Below are 15557 nucleotides of genomic sequence, written 5' to 3'. Positions count from 1 at the left end.
GTCGCAATACGTGGGCCTTACGTATGGCCGCCGGCCTGATTTGGGCTCATGTTTTCAGTGATCCCCATCCGCCATCCCAGGAAGGGCTCACATGCGACCACGCACCCCCCTGTTCGCATTAGCCGTCAGCGCTCTGGCGTTGTGCGCGACGCCGCTCCCGGCCTCGGCCGGCCCGCAGGAGGCCCTGCAGGAGAGCGCCTACATCGTCCAGCTCAGCGACAAGCTGCGCGCCGCACCCAAGGCGACCGCCCAGGAGCACGTGCAGCGGTTGGGCGGTGAGCTGGTCGGTGTGTACGAGCACGCCTTCAAGGGCTACACCGCCCGGCTGAGCGCGTCGGCCGCCGAGACGCTCAAGCGGGACCCGAACGTGCTGTCCGTCGAGCCGGACGCCGAGGTGGTGGCGTTCCCGCAGACGACGCCCACCGGCGTCAAGCGGATCTTCGGCCCGGACAACCCGAACCTCGACATCGACGGCACCGACGACGTGCGGATCGACGTCGACGTGGCCGTCATCGACACCGGCGTGGACTTCGACCACCCGGACCTCAACGTCGTCGCGCGGGCGAACTGCCAGTCGGGCTCCTGCACGAACGACTCCGGTGACGACGACAACGGCCACGGGACCCACGTGGCCGGCACCGTCGGCGCGATCGACAACGCGATCGGGCCGGTGGGCGTCGCGCCGGGCGCCCGCATCCACGCGGTGAAGGTGCTGAACTCGGCCGGTTCGGGCACGCTGGCGGGCATCGCCGCCGGCATCGACTGGGTGGCGGCCCGCTCGTCCACCATCGAGGTGGCGAACCTGAGCCTCGGCTGCGACGGCTGCACCAGCAGCGCGATCAGCAACGCCATCACGACCGCGACGAACCGCGGTGTCGTGATCGTCGTCGCCGCGGGCAACAGCAGCAAGGACGCCGCGACCTTCTTCCCGGCCAACCACGCCGACGTGGTCACCGTCTCGGCGCTGACCGACATCGACGGCCTGCCCGGCGGCCAGGGCGGCGACACGCTGTCGTGCCGCAGCGAGCGCGACCAGGACGACACGCTGGCCTTCTACTCCAACTACGGCCGCACGATCGAGGTCGCCGCGCCCGGCACCTGCATCTACTCGACGTGGATGAACGGCGGGTACAACACCATCAGCGGCACCTCGATGGCCAGCCCGCACGTCGCGGGCGCCGCGGGCGTCCTGACCTCGGGCTCGCACAAGCCGGCGGACCGGGCGGGCGTGCTCGCCGTGCGCGACACGCTGATCGCCACCGGGAACTCCGGCTGGACCGACGACTCGTCCGACGGCGTCAGGGAGCCGCTGCTCGACGTGCACGACGCCACCCAGTACCCGCCCGGCAGCGGCGGCGGCAACCGGCCGCCCACGGCGTCGTTCACCTCGTCGTGCACCCAGCTCGCCTGCTCGTTCGACGGGTCCGGTTCCAGCGACTCCGACGGCACGATCGCCTCGTACGCCTGGGACTTCGGTGACGGCACGACCGGCACCGGCGCCACGGCGAGCCACACGTACGGCGCGGCCGGCACGTACACGGTCAAGCTGACCGTGACCGACGACGACGGCGCGACCGCGTCCACCACCAAGCAGGTCGGCGCGGGCACGCCGGCGAACCAGCCGCCGACCGCGAACTTCACGCAGACCTGCCAGGTGATCTTCATCTGGCGCTTCTGCAACTTCAACGGATCGTCCTCGTCCGACCCGGACGGCACGATCAGCTCGTACGCCTGGAACTTCGGCGACGGCACGACCGGCACCGGCGCCACGGTGAGCCACATCTACAGCTCGGGCGGCGCCAAGAGCGTCACCCTGACCGTCACCGACAACGGTGGCGCCACCGGCACGGTGACCAAGACCGTGACGGTGCCGTAGGGCATCTCCCACCGGGCCGGGCGGCGGGTGCCGCCCGGCCCGGTCATGGGTCCGTGGGCGGGGCGACCGGCACGATCTCCGGCGCGCCGAGCCTGATCGCGTCGGCCTCCTGGTCGCTGTCCTGCTGCTGGGACAGCCGTTCGGCCTCCACCCGCTTGGTGTAGTACTCGACCTCGTGCTTGGTCTGCTCGCCGTCCCAACCGAGCGGCCCGGCCATCAGCTCGGCCGCCTCCTGTGCCACGCCCAGGCCGCGGTGGAAGGTCTCGATGGAGATGTGCGTACGGCGGGTCAGCACGTCGTTGAGGTGTCTGGCGCCCTCGTGCGTGGCGGCGTAGACGACCTCGGCGCGCAGGTAGTCGTCGGCCCCGCTGAGCGGCCGGGCGAGCGAGGCGTCGGCCTCGATCAGCTCCAGCACCTCGTCGATCAGCGAGCCGTACCTCTGGAGCAGGTGCTCGATCCGGGCCACGTGCAGCCCGGAGGTGTGGGCGAGCCGGTGGCGGGAGTTCCACAGGGCCTGGTAGCCCTCGGCGCCGGCCAGCGGGACCCGGTCGGTGCACGACGGGGGCACGCGCTGGTCGAGACCGTGCGCGACGGCGTCGACGGCGTCCTTGGCCATCACCCGGTAGGTCGTGTACTTGCCGCCGGCGATCATCACGAGTCCGGGCACCGGGTGGGCGACCACGTGCTCGCGTGACAGCTTCGAGGTCTCGTCGGACTCGCCCGACAGCAGCGGCCGCAACCCGGCGTAGACGCCCTCGACGTCGTCGCGGGTCAGCGGCACCGAGAGCACGGCGTTGACATGGTCGAGGAGGTAGTCGATGTCGAGGCGGGAGGCGGCCGGGTGCGCCTTGTCGAGTGTCCACTCGGTGTCGGTGGTGCCGATGATCCAGTGGCGTCCCCACGGGATGACGAACAGCACCGACTTCTCGGTGCGCAGGATGATGCCGGTGTAGGAGTGGATGCGGTCGCGCGGCACCAGGAGGTGGATGCCCTTGGAGGCGCGCACGTGGATCTGGCCCCGCCCGCCGACGAGCTCCTGGATGTCGTCGGTCCACACCCCGGTGGCGTTGACCACCTGCCGCGCCCGCACCTCCATGTCGGTGCCGGATTCCAGGTCGCGCACCCGCACGCCGGTGACCCGCTCGCCCTCGCGCAGGAAGCCGACGGCCTGGACGCGCGGCGCGACGTGGGCGCCGTAGGTGGCGGCGGTGCGCAGCAAGGTCATGACGTAGCGGGCGTCGTCGACCTGCGCGTCCCAGTACTGGACGGCGCCGGTGAAGGCGGTCCTGCGCAGCGCGGGGGCCAGGCGCAGCGCCCTCCTGCGCGACAGGTGGCGGTGTCCCGGCACGCCGCGGGACAGGCCGGTGGCGTAGCCGAGCGTGTCGTACAGCGCCACCCCCGCCCCCACGTACGGCCGCTCCCAGCCGAAGTGCGTCATCGGGAACAGGAACGGCACCGGCCGCACCAGATGCGGCGCGATCTGCTGCAGCAGCAGGGACCGCTCCCGCAGGGCCTCCCTGACCAGGTCGAAGTTGAGCTGCTCCAGGTAGCGCAGCCCGCCGTGGATGAGCTTGGACGACCTGGAGGAGGTGCCGGAGGCGAAGTCGCGGGCCTCCACGACACCGACGGCCAGCCCGCGCGTGGCCGCGTCGAGCGCGGTCCCCGCCCCCACCACTCCCCCTCCCACGACCATCACGTCCAGCTCCTCGGCGCCCATCCTCGCCAGCGCCGCCGCCCGCTCGGCCGGCCCGAGCCGGGCCACGCCCCTTCCCGCCGCCATGACTCCCCCTGGGGTACGGCCGTCATCCGTGTGCGTTCCCATACCTACCCCCTCGGGCGGAACGATGTACGCCCGGGGTCAGGCCCGGACGACTTTGACGCCCGCGTCGGTGAGCCGGGCGGCCAGGTCGTCGGTGAGCCGGTCGTCGGTGACCAGCGTGTCGATCTCGCCGATGGGGCAGATGCGGGAGAAAGCCCGTTTGCCCACCTTGGAGGAGTCGGCCACCGCCACCACGTGCTCGGCCCGGCTGATGAGCAGGTGGTTGACGCCCGCCTCGCCCTCGTGGTGCGCCGAGGCGCCGAGGTCGGCGTCGATCCCGTCCACGCCGAGGAACGCCACGTCCAGCGTCACCTGCTCCAGCACCCCGGAGGCCAGCGGGCCGATCAGCTCGTACGACTGCGGCCGGGCGACTCCGCCGGTCACCACGATCTTGACGTGCTGCCGGACCGTGAGCTCGGCGGCGATGTTCAGCGCGTTGGTGACGATGGTGAGGCCGGACTCCGGCGTGGCCCTGGTGGCCAGGGCGCGGGCCAGCTCGGAGGTGGTGGTGCCGCCGTTCATGCCGACCACGGCGCCGGGCGCGACCAGCTCGGCCGCGGCGGCCGCGATGCGCTGCTTCTCGTCGGCGTGCCGGGCCGTCTTGTAGCGCAGCGGCAGGTCGTAGCTGACGCTCTGGGCGACCGCCCCGCCGCGGGTGCGCATGAGCATCTGCTGCTGGGCGAGCTGGTCGAAGTCGCGGCGGATCGTCGCGGTGGAGACGTCGAGCGCCTGGGCGGCCTCCTCGACGGACAGGCGGCCCTCCTGGGACAGCAGCTCGAGAATCCCGTTCCAGCGTTCGTATCGGGACACCAGGGCCTCCCTGAGAGTGCGTGCCGTTGGCCGCAAGAGTGGCACACCACGCACGGTCACAGCCACCTACTGCACAATCCTGCTCCTTTCTGCTATAAAAAACACAGAAATAATCACGAATCAGGAGGAACCGGTGACCACCCACACCGAAGCGGAGATCGCCTCTCAGCCGGACTGCTGGCGTCGCGCGGTCGAGGACGTCCCGGCCGGCGTGCTGCCCGAGCCCGGCGAGCGGGTCGCGGTCGTCGGCTGCGGCACCTCCTGGTTCGTCGCGATGGCGTACGCGGCGCTGCGCGAGGCCGCCGGGCAGGGCGAGACGGACGCGTTCGCCGCCTCCGAGATGCCGGCCGGCCGCCGCTACGACCACGTGCTGGCGCTCACCCGCTCGGGCACCACGACCGAGGTGCTGGACCTGCTGAACCGGACCGGCGGCCGGACCACCGCCATCACCGCCGACCCGGAGACGCCCGTCATGCGGGCCGCCGGCCGGGTCGTCGTGCTCGACTACGCCGACGAGCGGTCGGTCGTGCAGACGAGGTTCGCCACGACCCAGCTCGCGCTGCTGCGCGCCAGCCTCGGCGAGGACCTCGCCCCGGCCATCGCCGACGCCGAGCAGGCCGTCGCCGCCCCGCTCGACGCCGGGCTCGTCGAGGCCGAGCAGATCACCTTCCTCGGCACCGGCTGGTCGGTCGGCCTCGCCCACGAGGCGGCGCTGAAGATGCGCGAGGCGTCCCGCTCCTGGACCGAGGCCTACCCGGCGATGGAATACCGCCACGGCCCCATCAGCATCGCCGGGCCCGGCCGCGTCACCTGGATGTTCGGCACGGCGCCGGAGGGGCTGCGCGAGCAGGTCGAGGCCACCGGCGGCGCCTTCCGCCAGAGCGGCCTCGACCCGATGGCCGAGCTGGTCACGGCGCAGCGCGTCTCGGTGGCCCGGGCGTTCGCCAAGGGCCTCAACCCGGACGAGCCCCTCCACCTGACGCGATCTGTGATCCTCTCCTCATGAGCCTCACTCTCTCCGACGCCCGCATCGTCACCCCGGAGGGGACGCACGACGGGTGGCTGACCATCGAAGACGGCCGCATCACCCACGTCGGCCACGGCCCCGCCCCCCGCGACGGCCACAGCCTCGGCGGCCGCTACGTCGCGCCCGGCTTCGTCGACATCCACAACCACGGCGGGTCGGGCGGCTCGTTCCCGGCCGGCGACCACGCCGGGGCGCGCGCGGCCATCGCGCTGCACGAGCGGCACGGCACCACCACCATGGTGGCGAGCCTGGTCACGGCCGCCCTCGGCGACCTGGAGGCCGCCACGTCCTCGCTCGCCGACCTGTGCGACGACGGCCTGCTCGCCGGCCTGCACTTCGAGGGCCCCTACATCGCCAGGGCCCGCTGCGGCGCGCACGACCCGGCGCTGCTGCGCGAGCCGTCGCCACGCGAGTTCGAGCGGCTGGTCAAGGCCGGGCGCGGCCACGTGCGCATGCTGACGATCGCGCCCGAGCTGCCGGGCGCCCTCGACACCATCCGGACGGCCCGCGAGCAGGGCGTGATCGCCGCCCTCGGCCACAGCGACGCCACCTACGAGCAGACCCTGGCCGGCATCGAGGCGGGCGGCAGCGTGGCCACCCACCTGTTCAACGCGATGCCGCCGCTCGGCCACCGCGCCCCCGGCCCGGTCGCCGCGCTGCTGGAGGACGACCGGGTCACGGTCGAGCTGATCAACGACGGGGTGCACGTGCACCCGGCGATGCTGCGGCTGGCCGTCAGGGCCGCCGGTCCCGGCCGGACGGCGCTGATCACCGACGCGATGGCGGCCACCGGCATGGGCGACGGCTCGTACGTGCTCGGCACGATGCGGGTGAACGTCACCGACGGCGTCGCCCGCCTGGCCGAGGGCGGCTCGATCGCGGGCAGCACGCTGACCATGGACGTCGCCGTGCGCCGCGCGGTGCGCGACGTCGGCCTGTCGCTGCCCGAGGCGGTGCGGGCGGCCTCGCTCACGCCCGCCCGGGTGCTGGGCCTCGACGGTGAGATCGGCTCGATCGGCGCGGGCAAGGCGGCCGACCTCGTCGTGCTCTCCGGTGACCTGGAGGTCGCGGGCGTGATGAGGCGCGGCGCCTGGATCGTGGAGCCCTGATGATCCTCACCGTGACGCTCAACGCCGCCCTCGACGTCACCTACGAGGTGCCCGGCGTCGACTGGGACGGGGTCAACCGGGTCCGGTCGGTGCACCGGCGGGCCGGCGGCAAGGGCGTCAACGTGGCCCGCGTCCTGCGCGGCCTCGGCCAGGAGGTGCTGGTCACCGGCCTGGCCGGCGGGGCGACCGGCCGGGCCGTCGAGGCGGACCTCGAAGCCGCCGGGCTGCCCGGCGCGCTGGTGCGGGTGGCCGGCGAGTCGCGCACCACCCTGGTGGTCTCGGGCGGCGCCGAGGGCGGGACGGCCCTGTTCAACGAGCCCGGTCCCGAGGTCACGGCGGCCGAGTTGCGGGAGTTCGTCCGGGTGTACGAGGGGCTGCTGGCGCGGGCCGACGCCGTCGTCGTCTCCGGCAGCCTGCCACGGGGCGTCCCGGCCGACACCTACGCGCACCTCGCCGCCCTCGCAGCCGAGCGGCGGGTGCCCGCCATCGTGGACGCCGACGGCGAGCCGCTGCTGCACGCCCCCGCCGGGCGGCCCGCGATCCTCAAGCCCAACGCCGACGAGCTGACCCGGGCCGTGCCCCACGGAGGCCCGGTCGAGGGGGCCGAGCACCTGCGGTCCCGGGGCGCCGAGTCCGTCGTCGTCTCGCTGGGCGCCGACGGGCTGCTCGCGGTCACACCCGACGGGACGTTCCGGGCGCGCATGCCGTACAAGGTGGAGGGGAACCCGACAGGCGCGGGCGACTCGCTGGTCGCCGGCCTGGCGCTCGGCCTGGTGGAGGGGACGGCCTGGCCGGACCGGCTCCGGCGGGCGGCGGCGCTGGGCGCGGCGGCGGTGGCCGCGCCGGTCGCCGGCGACTTCGACGCCGACGTCTATGCCCACGTGCACCCGCTCATCGACCTCACCTGAGCCGACGCTCTCGACCGACACTTTCCACCGACGCCTTCCATCGACGCCTTCCATCGACAAGGAGCCCGACATGCCCCTCGCCTCGACCGGTGACATCGTCCGCGCGTCGCCCGCCGGCGTCGGCGCGTTCAACGTGATCCAGCTCGAACACGCCACCGCGATCGTCGCCGGGGCCGAGGTCGCCGGCCTGCCGGTGGTGCTGCAGATCAGCGAGAACTGCGTCCGCTACCACGGCGCGCTGGAGCCGGTCGCCCTGGCGGCCCTCGCGGTGGCCCGCCGGGCCGAGGTGCCGGTGGCCGTGCACCTCGACCACGCCACCGACCGGGCGCTCGTCGAGGAGGCGGTGGAGCTGGGGCTGGGCTCGGTGATGTTCGACGCCTCGGCGCTGCCCGACGAGGCGAACGAGGCGGCCACCGCGGAGGTCACCGCCTGGTGCCACGAGCGCGGCGTGTGGGTGGAGGCCGAGCTGGGCGAGGTCGGCGGCAAGGACGGCGTCCACGCGCCGGGCGCGCGGACCAAACCGCACGAGGCCGCCGCGTACGTGGCCCGCACGGGCGTGGACGCGCTGGCCGTGGCCGTGGGCACGTCCCACGCGATGACCACCAAGGACGCCGTGCTCGACCTGGCGCTCATCGCCGAGCTGCGGGCCGCCGTCCCGGTGCCGCTCGTCCTGCACGGCTCCTCCGGGGTGCCCGACGACACGCTGCGCGACGCCGTACGGCAGGGCATGAAGAAGATCAACATAGCCACGCACCTGAACAAGGCGTTCACCGGCGCGGTCCGCGACTACCTGGAGCGCGACGCGAAGGTGGTGGACTCCCGCAAGTACCTCGGGGCCGGCCGCGACGCCGTCGCCCGCGAGGTCACCCACCTGCTGGGCGTGCTCGCCGGCTGACTCACGCCTCCGGTCCGAGCGCGCGTTCCACCGCGGTCGAGACGAGTTCGGCCACCTGCTCTCGGTGAAGACGTCCGGCAGCGTGAGTCGCTCCACGATCAGCCAGTTGAGCGCGAGGTAGACAGCAGCACGGTCCTGATGACCCGCACCCGGTGATCGCCACGACCCATGTCTCCCCCGGCGGCGCCAGAGCCCTTGCGGCTCCCGTAGGGGGAGCCGCAAGGCTGGAGTCATGCACGGCGACACGCTCCACACGATCGGCGACCTGGCCCGGCTGACCGGGCTGACGGTCAAGACCATCCGGTTCTACTCCGACCGCGGGATCGTGCCGCCCACCGGCCGCAACCCGGCCGGCCACCGCCTGTACGGCCCCGACGCCGTCGCCCGCCTCGACCTCGTACGGACCCTGCGCGAACTGGGCCTGGACCTGCCGACGATCCGCCGGATCGCTGACCGGGAGCTCGCCCTCCCCGAGGTCGCCGCGGCGCACGCCGCGGCCCTGGCCGTGCAGATCCGCGACCTCCGCCTGCGCCGCGCCATCCTGACGGCGGTGGCCGAACGCGGATCCGACCCCGAGGAGATGGAGCTCATGCACAAGCTCGCCACCCTGTCCGGAGCCGAACGCCGCCGCCTCGCCGGCGACTTCCTCGACGCCACCCTCGCGGACCCGGCGCTCAGCGGCATCGCGCGGTCACTCACCCCCGAACTCCCCGACGACCCCGAACCCGCCCAGGTAGCGGCCTGGGTCGAGCTGGCCGAACTGACCCAGGACCCGGCCTTCCGCGACACCCTTCGCAACCTGGCCGACCACCACCGGGCCGACCACCACCGGGCGAGCCAGCACCCGACCGACCACCACCGGGCCGACCAGCACCCGACCGACCAGCACCCCGCCGACCAGCACCCGACCGACCAGCACCCCGCCGACCAGCAACGGGCCGGCCGGACGCCCGCCGCAGCTCCACGGCGCGACGCCGCCGCGCTGGCCCGCGACCACGCGGCCCCCGCCCTGACGGCGGGCGTCGATCCCGCCTCGCCCCAGGCCGACGCCGTCGTGGCGGCACTCGCCACGCAGTACGCGAGCGGCCTCGGGCGCCCCGACGACACCGCCCTGCGCCACCGCCTGCTGACCCGCCTGGAGACCGCGAACGACCCCCGCCGCCAGCGCTACCTCCACCTCCTGGCGATCGTCAACGGCTGGCCACCCCCGGAAGACCTCACCCCGGCCCTTGACTGGGCCATCCAGGCCCTGCTCGCCCACACCTAGGAGTGTTCTTCGCGCTGCGCCGCGCTGCAGGCGCGGCCGGCCGAGCCGTCGACGCTGCCACCCGCGGCCCGGATGGGGCTCGGTAGCTCGTCGGCGGCTCGGCGGCTCGCAGTGCCGGCACTACGGCAGGCTGCGACGCTACAGCCCAAAGCGACAACGATTTTCATTGCTACAGTGGGCGCACCGGATGCGACATCCCCCTGGAGGCCGAATCGTGAAGTCTGTCGAACCCCAGCTCGCGCGCGAATGGCTGCAGCGGTGGGACGCCCAGCAGGAACGCTACGTCGCCGCCCGCGAGTCGCGCTTCGCCACGATCGGGCACGTGCTCGCCGCCGCCCTCCGCGACGTGGCCGACCCGCTGATCCTGGACCTCGGGTGCGGCCCGGGATCCCTGTCCGCCCGGATGGCCGGGCGGCTGCCTGCGGCGGAGATCGTCGGCGTGGACGTGGACCCGCTTCTCCTCGCCCTGGCCAGAGGCGGGTATCCCGATGCCGCGCGGTTCGTCGAAGCCGACCTGGGCGTTCCCGGCTGGTCGACCCTCCTCGGGCTGAGCCGGAAGGCGGACGCGGCGATGTCCACCACCGCCCTGCACTACCTGCCGCCCGACGTTCTCGCGGAGGTGTACCTCGAACTGGCCGGACAGTTACGACCCGGCGGGATCTTCGTCAACGCCGACAACCTCTACGACGAGCAACCCACCATCGCCCATCTGGCCGCCGCGGTCAGGCAGTCGTCGGCCGCTGTCCACAACGAGGACTGGAGTTCCTGGTGGCGCGCCGTCGAGGAAGAACCCGCTCTGGCAGATCTTCTGGCCGAACGGGAGGCGCGACCGGGACACGGAGGAGGCGACCACCACGTGCCGGCCTCCGTACACGCGGACCTGCTGCGCAGCGCCGGATTCAGCGAGGTCGGAACGGTGTGGCAGGTCGGCGATGACATGATCCTCGTAGCCGTGCGGTGAGCGCCCTCGGACGCTTGGTAACCCCCTGCCCGCCGGCTCGGCGGGCCGCCGGGAACCCACGTCGTCCACGAAGCGGCTCAACCCCCTGGTACCGGCCCTCGGGGGTAAGCGGCCGGCCGGGCATGCCCGGCTCGGCGGCGGGCTCGCCCTGCCGGGTGATGTCCCACGGTTCGAGCCCCAGCCGGGCCAGCACACGGCGAGAACCCCGGCACCCGCCGCCATCGCCCGCGCCCGTCCCGAACAGCGGGAGGCCGAAGCGGCACAGGCGTCGCCGTGGACCCACCTCGCAGGTCTGCGGGCGGCGCCGATCGAGAGTGGCCGTTACCGACCCGGGATCATGGTGTGACCAGCAGACTGGGGCATCCGCGACGAAAGTCGCCCAGCACTACGTCAGGCTGCGGGACATGACCACCAACGAGGTTCTGGACAACACGGTGCTCGCCGTTCAGCGCGACATGGCCGCGACCGGTGTCGCTGGACGACTCGGCTTCGACACCCCGGAGTGGGACGACCTCGGCTACCTGCGCGTCGAGTACAAGGGTCAGTACTCCAGCTATGGACTGCGTGCCGACGAAGAGCATGAGCCGGTTGCCACCCTCGTCCTGATCGCCGATCTGGCCCAGGAGGTGATCGCCGAGCAGGATGGGAAGATCTGGCCGACCTGTCCAGCTCACTCTCTCGGGCTGCATCCGAAGCAGGCGGGCGGGGCAGCCCTCTGGACGTGCAAGGGCGGAGGCGGTCACGCGGTGGCCGCCATCGGCGAACTGGAGTGACCCGGGCCCACCCACCAGACGGGCGGGCCCGGCGCCAGGGTGTCAGCGCTGCATCGGGGCGACGACCACCTCGACGCGCTGGAACTCCTTGATGTCGGAGTAGCCCGTGGAGGCCATGGTGCGCTTGAGCGCGCCCATGAGGTTCATCGAGCCGTCGGCGACGCTCGACGGGCCGTGCAGGATCTGCTCCAGCGTGCCGACCGTGCCGAACCTGACACGGCGGCCGCGCGGCAGGTCGGGGTGGTGGGCCTCGGAGCCCCAGTGGTGGCCGTGGCCGGGAGCCTCGGTGGCGCGGGCCAGCGGCGAGCCGACCATGACGGCGTCGGCGCCGCAGGCGATGGCCTTGGCGATGTCGCCGGAGGTGCCCATGCCGCCGTCGGCGATGACGTGGACGTAGCGGCCGCCCGACTCGTCGAGGTAGTCGCGGCGGGCCGCGGCCACGTCGGAGATCGCGGTGGCCATGGGCACGGCGACACCGAGGACGTTGCGGGTGGTGTGGGAGGCACCGCCGCCGAAGCCGACCAGCACGCCCGCCGCGCCCGTGCGCATGAGGTGCAGGGCCGCCGTGTAGGTGGCGCAGCCGCCCACGATGACCGGCACGTCCAGCTCGTAGATGAACTGCTTGAGGTTGAGTGGCTCGGCCCGGCCGGAGACGTGCTCGGCGGAGACCGTGGTGCCGCGGATGACGAAGATGTCGACGCCCGCGTCGATCACGGCCTTGTGGTACTGGACGGTGCGCTGCGGCGACAGGCGGACCGCGGTGGTGACGCCGGACGCGCGGATCTCCTCGATGCGGCGGCCGATCAGCTCTTCCTTGATCGGCGCGTTGTAGATCTCCTGCAGGCGCCTGGTGGCGGCCTCGGCCTCCAGCCCGGCGCACTCCTCAAGCAGCGGCAGCGGGTCTTCGTACCGCGTCCACAGCCCTTCGAGGTCGAGCGGCGCCAGGCCGCCGAGCCGGCCGATCTCGATGGCGGTGGCGGGCGAGACGACGCTGTCCATGGGCGCGACGACGACGGGCAGCTCGAACCGGTAGGCGTCGATCTGCCAGGCGATCGAGACCTCCTCCGGGTCACGGGTGCGCCGCGAGGGCACGAGGCCGATCTCGTCCAGCGCGTAGGCCCGGCGGCCCGTCTTCCCCCGGCCGATCTCCACCTGCTGAGTCATGTATTACCTTCTGTGATAGTTCGGGGCTTCCACGGTCATCTGGATGTCGTGGGGGTGGCTCTCCTTCAGCCCCGCCGACGTGATCGGCATGAGCTGGCAGTCGGTGTGCATCTGCTCGATGGTGCGGCAGCCGGAGTACCACATGCCCTGGCGCAGCCCGCCGACGAGCTGGTGGGCGACGGCCGCGACCGGACCGCGGTAGGGCACCTGGCCCTCGATGCCCTCGGGGATGTACTTGTCCTCGCCGCCGACGTCGGCCTGGGCGTAGCGGTCCTTGCTGAAGGAGGCGCCGCCCCGCTCACGGTTGCGCACGGCCCCGAGCGAGCCCATGCCCCGGTAGGACTTGAACTGCTTGCCGTTGATGAAGATCAGCTCTCCGGGCGACTCCTCGCAGCCCGCCAGCAGCGACCCGAGCATGACGGTGTCGGCGCCCGCGGCGATGGCCTTGACGATGTCGCCGGAGTACTGCAGACCGCCGTCGCCGACCACCGGCACCCCGGCCGGTGCGCACGCCAGCGACGCCTGGTGGATGGCGGTCACCTGCGGCGCGCCCACCCCGGCCACCACGCGGGTGGTGCAGATGGAGCCGGGGCCCACGCCGACCTTGACCGCGTCGGCGCCCGCGTCGACCAGCATCTGGGCGCCGGCCCTGGTCGCGATGTTGCCGCCGATGACGTCGACCTTGCTGTTGGACTTGATCTTGGCGACCATGTCGGCCAGACCCTTGGAATGGCCGTGCGCCACGTCCACGACGACGACGTCGACGCCCGCCTCGATCAGCGCCTTGGCGCGCAGCTCCGCGTCGCCGCCCACCCCGATGGCCGCACCGACCACCAGGCGGCCGTCGGCGTCCTTGGTGGCGAGGGGGTACTGCTCGCTCTTGGTGAAGTCCTTGACCGTGATCAGGCCGCGCAGCCTGCCGTCGGGGTCGACCAGCGGAAGTTTTTCGATCTTGTTCTTGCGCAGCAGCGTGAACGCCGCGTCGCGCGAGACGCCGACCGGCGCGGTGACCAGCGGCATCGGGGTCATGACCTCGCGCACCGGGCGGGAGTGGTCGGTCTCGAAGCGCATGTCGCGGTTGGTCACGATGCCGACGAGGGTGCCGTCGACGGCGGTCACCGGGACGCCGGAGATCCGGTAGGTGGCGCACAGCCGCTCCACGTCGGCCAGCGTGTCGTCGGGGGTGCAGGTGACCGGGTTGGTGACCATGCCGGCCTCGGACCGCTTGACCAGGTCGGCCTGCTGGGCCTGCTCCTCGACCGACAGGTTGCGGTGCAGGATGCCGATGCCGCCCTGGCGGGCCATCGAGACGGCCATGCGGGCCTCGGTGACGGTGTCCATGGCCGCGGAGACCAGCGGGATGGACAGCGTGATGCGCCGGGACAGCCGCGTGCGCGTGTCCGCCTCACCGGGCTGGAGGTCTGAATACGCGGGCACGAGCAGCACGTCGTCGAATGTCAGACCTGTCTCGGTGAACTTGGACATGCTGCGGCCCCCTCCTGCCGATGCGCTTATCGCAGACAAGTCTAGGGCCTGGCTCCAAACAGCACCGATGCCGGGAGGACGATGACCCCCACGGCCCGTCGTACTCCCGGCATCGAAAGAGCCGGGGGATGGGACGGTCGGTGATCCGTCCCATCCTCCGGCCACCGGCATCCGGGGCGCGCAAGCGCGTGGCGCCACCGAACCCCCCTCCGCGTCCTGATGGCTCCGCACAGCCGTGGCCCGGTGGTTGCCGACTCTCGACCCAGCGTGGAGGACCCTCGCGCGGGACGGCAATGTGCAAACCTGCAACTGCACGAAGTTGCAGAGACCGCCGACGAGTCGGCGTAAGGGGCGGACAGGTGCCGGCCGCCGCGTTATCCTCGCGACACGCCCGTGTCCCCCGTACGGAGCTCCCTGAGATGCGCAACGAGTTACCCCACGTGTCCTCCCCCTTCGAGACGCTGGGCCTCGATCCGGCTCGGTCGGCCCTCTACACCGCGGTGCTGCGCCTGCACCGGGCCACGCTGGCGGAGGTGGCCGAGGCCATGGGCGGCCCGGCCGACACGGTGAGCAGGCAGCTCGACGACCTGGTCAAGCTCGGCGTGGTCGACGAGCAGTCCGGCGAGTACCTCGCCCGGCACCCGGCCGGCGCGCTGGGCCGCCTGATCGCCGAGCGGCTCGACCGGCTGGCCGAGGAGAGCCGCCGCATCGACTCGGCGCTCGGCTCGATCCGGGGCCTGATCCGCGACTACGACGCGGGGCGCGACTACCAGAGCGGGCCGTTCCCGGTGGAGCTCGCCAGCGGCGCCGACGTGCTGTACGAGAGTGTGATCGGCATGGCCGTGCAGGCGCCGCCGATGACGCTGCTGACCGCCATCCCCGACGAGCGCACCATGGCCGACTTCGTCCGGAAGTTCGCGGACCCGTGGATCGACGCCCAGCGGCGCGGGCTGCTGAAGGTGCGCGCGGTCATCCCGGTGGACACCCTGCCGCTGCCCGGCGTGCGCGACCAGGTCACCCGCCTGCAGGACACGGGTGGCGGGGTGCGGACGCTCGACCGGGTGCCGAGCTGGTTCATGACCGCGGGTCCCGAGGCGGCCGGGCTGCCCGCGCTGTGGGGCGGCAACCTGCCCGACCACGCCTACCATTTCTACCTGGTACGCACCCCGATCGTGGTGGGCGTGCTGGGCTCGCTGTTCGAGGAGTTGTGGGGCCGGGCCGTGCCCATGCCGTGGGAGGGCCGCGGAGACGGCGTGGTGCAGGTGCTCCGGCTCGCGGCGCAGGGCATGTGCGACGAGTCGATCGCCCGCCAGCTCGGGGTCTCGGTGCGCACGGTACGCGCGAGGTTCGCCGACGCGATGGCCAGGTTGGGGGCCCAGTCACGCTTCCACGCAGGGGTGGAGGCCGCCCGGCGCGGATGGCTCACCCATTGAGCACCGCTCAGGCCGCATCGGTCATATGGT

General features: G+C 72.7%; 13 protein-coding genes. 9 read left to right on the top strand and 4 right to left on the bottom strand.

The features are described 5' to 3' along the window. Positions 1 to 91: 91 nt before the first annotated feature. Positions 92 to 1876: a S8 family serine peptidase gene (locus FHU36_RS45965; protein WP_185088243.1), complete on the top strand. Its 1785-nt coding sequence runs from the start codon at positions 92 to 94 to the stop codon at positions 1874 to 1876. A gap of 43 nt (positions 1877 to 1919) precedes the next feature. On the opposite strand, the gene FHU36_RS34485 is transcribed toward FHU36_RS45965, so the two are convergent. Both FHU36_RS34485 and FHU36_RS34480 read right to left on the bottom strand, forming a co-directional pair. Next, positions 1920 to 3656, bottom strand: coding sequence for a glycerol-3-phosphate dehydrogenase/oxidase (locus FHU36_RS34485; protein ID WP_185088242.1), 1737 nt, complete (start codon positions 3654 to 3656; stop codon positions 1920 to 1922). Between the two features lie 78 nt (positions 3657 to 3734). Beyond that, positions 3735 to 4505: a DeoR/GlpR family DNA-binding transcription regulator gene (locus tag FHU36_RS34480; protein ID WP_185088241.1), complete on the bottom strand. Its 771-nt coding sequence runs from the start codon at positions 4503 to 4505 to the stop codon at positions 3735 to 3737. A gap of 133 nt (positions 4506 to 4638) precedes the next feature. Here FHU36_RS34480 and FHU36_RS34475 point away from each other — a divergent pair, with 133 nt between their 5' ends. The 7 genes from FHU36_RS34475 (at position 4639) to FHU36_RS34445 (ending at position 11445) form a co-directional block, all read left to right on the top strand. Further along, complete coding sequence (locus FHU36_RS34475; RefSeq protein ID WP_185088240.1) at positions 4639 to 5511, top strand: SIS domain-containing protein; 873 nt, start codon at positions 4639 to 4641, stop codon at positions 5509 to 5511. Beyond that, entirely contained in the window at positions 5508 to 6641 is a 1134-nt protein-coding gene (gene nagA, locus FHU36_RS34470) for an N-acetylglucosamine-6-phosphate deacetylase (protein ID WP_185088239.1), read from the top strand. Before FHU36_RS34475 ends, nagA begins: the two co-directional genes overlap by 4 nt. Continuing rightward, on the top strand, positions 6641 to 7549 hold the full coding sequence (locus FHU36_RS34465) for a 1-phosphofructokinase family hexose kinase (protein WP_185088238.1): 909 nt from the start codon (positions 6641 to 6643) through the stop codon (positions 7547 to 7549). Before nagA ends, FHU36_RS34465 begins: the two co-directional genes overlap by 1 nt. A gap of 70 nt (positions 7550 to 7619) precedes the next feature. Then, positions 7620 to 8444: a class II fructose-bisphosphate aldolase gene (locus FHU36_RS34460; RefSeq protein ID WP_185088237.1), complete on the top strand. Its 825-nt coding sequence runs from the start codon at positions 7620 to 7622 to the stop codon at positions 8442 to 8444. Positions 8445 to 8676: 232 nt separating this feature from the next. After that, positions 8677 to 9711 carry a MerR family transcriptional regulator gene (locus FHU36_RS34455; RefSeq protein WP_185088236.1) on the top strand — a complete coding sequence of 345 codons (1035 nt, stop codon included), beginning with the start codon at positions 8677 to 8679 and terminating at the stop codon, positions 9709 to 9711. Between the two features lie 214 nt (positions 9712 to 9925). Then, positions 9926 to 10672, top strand: a complete 747-nt coding sequence (locus FHU36_RS34450) for a class I SAM-dependent methyltransferase (RefSeq protein ID WP_312892038.1) — start codon at positions 9926 to 9928, stop codon at positions 10670 to 10672. Positions 10673 to 11076: 404 nt separating this feature from the next. Next, entirely contained in the window at positions 11077 to 11445 is a 369-nt protein-coding gene (locus FHU36_RS34445; protein ID WP_185088234.1) for a hypothetical protein, read from the top strand. A 42-nt stretch (positions 11446 to 11487) separates the two neighbouring features. On the opposite strand, the gene FHU36_RS34440 is transcribed toward FHU36_RS34445, so the two are convergent. Then, positions 11488 to 12609 (bottom strand): GuaB3 family IMP dehydrogenase-related protein, encoded by a 1122-nt coding sequence (locus tag FHU36_RS34440; protein WP_185088233.1) that lies wholly within the window; start codon positions 12607 to 12609, stop codon positions 11488 to 11490. A gap of 3 nt (positions 12610 to 12612) precedes the next feature. Next, a complete protein-coding gene (gene guaB, locus FHU36_RS34435; protein ID WP_221497082.1) occupies positions 12613 to 14094 on the bottom strand; it encodes an IMP dehydrogenase in 1482 nt (493 codons plus the stop codon). Positions 14095 to 14513: 419 nt separating this feature from the next. Here guaB and FHU36_RS34430 point away from each other — a divergent pair, with 419 nt between their 5' ends. Continuing rightward, the gene (locus tag FHU36_RS34430; RefSeq protein ID WP_185088232.1) at positions 14514 to 15527 is read left to right on the top strand and encodes a helix-turn-helix transcriptional regulator; all 1014 of its coding nucleotides are present in this window, start codon (positions 14514 to 14516) and stop codon (positions 15525 to 15527) included. Positions 15528 to 15557: the final 30 nt, after the last annotated feature.

The organism is Nonomuraea muscovyensis, from assembly GCF_014207745.1.
Lineage (GTDB): Bacteria > Actinomycetota > Actinomycetes > Streptosporangiales > Streptosporangiaceae > Nonomuraea > Nonomuraea muscovyensis.
This window is presented reverse-complemented; position numbering and strand designations above follow the sequence as displayed.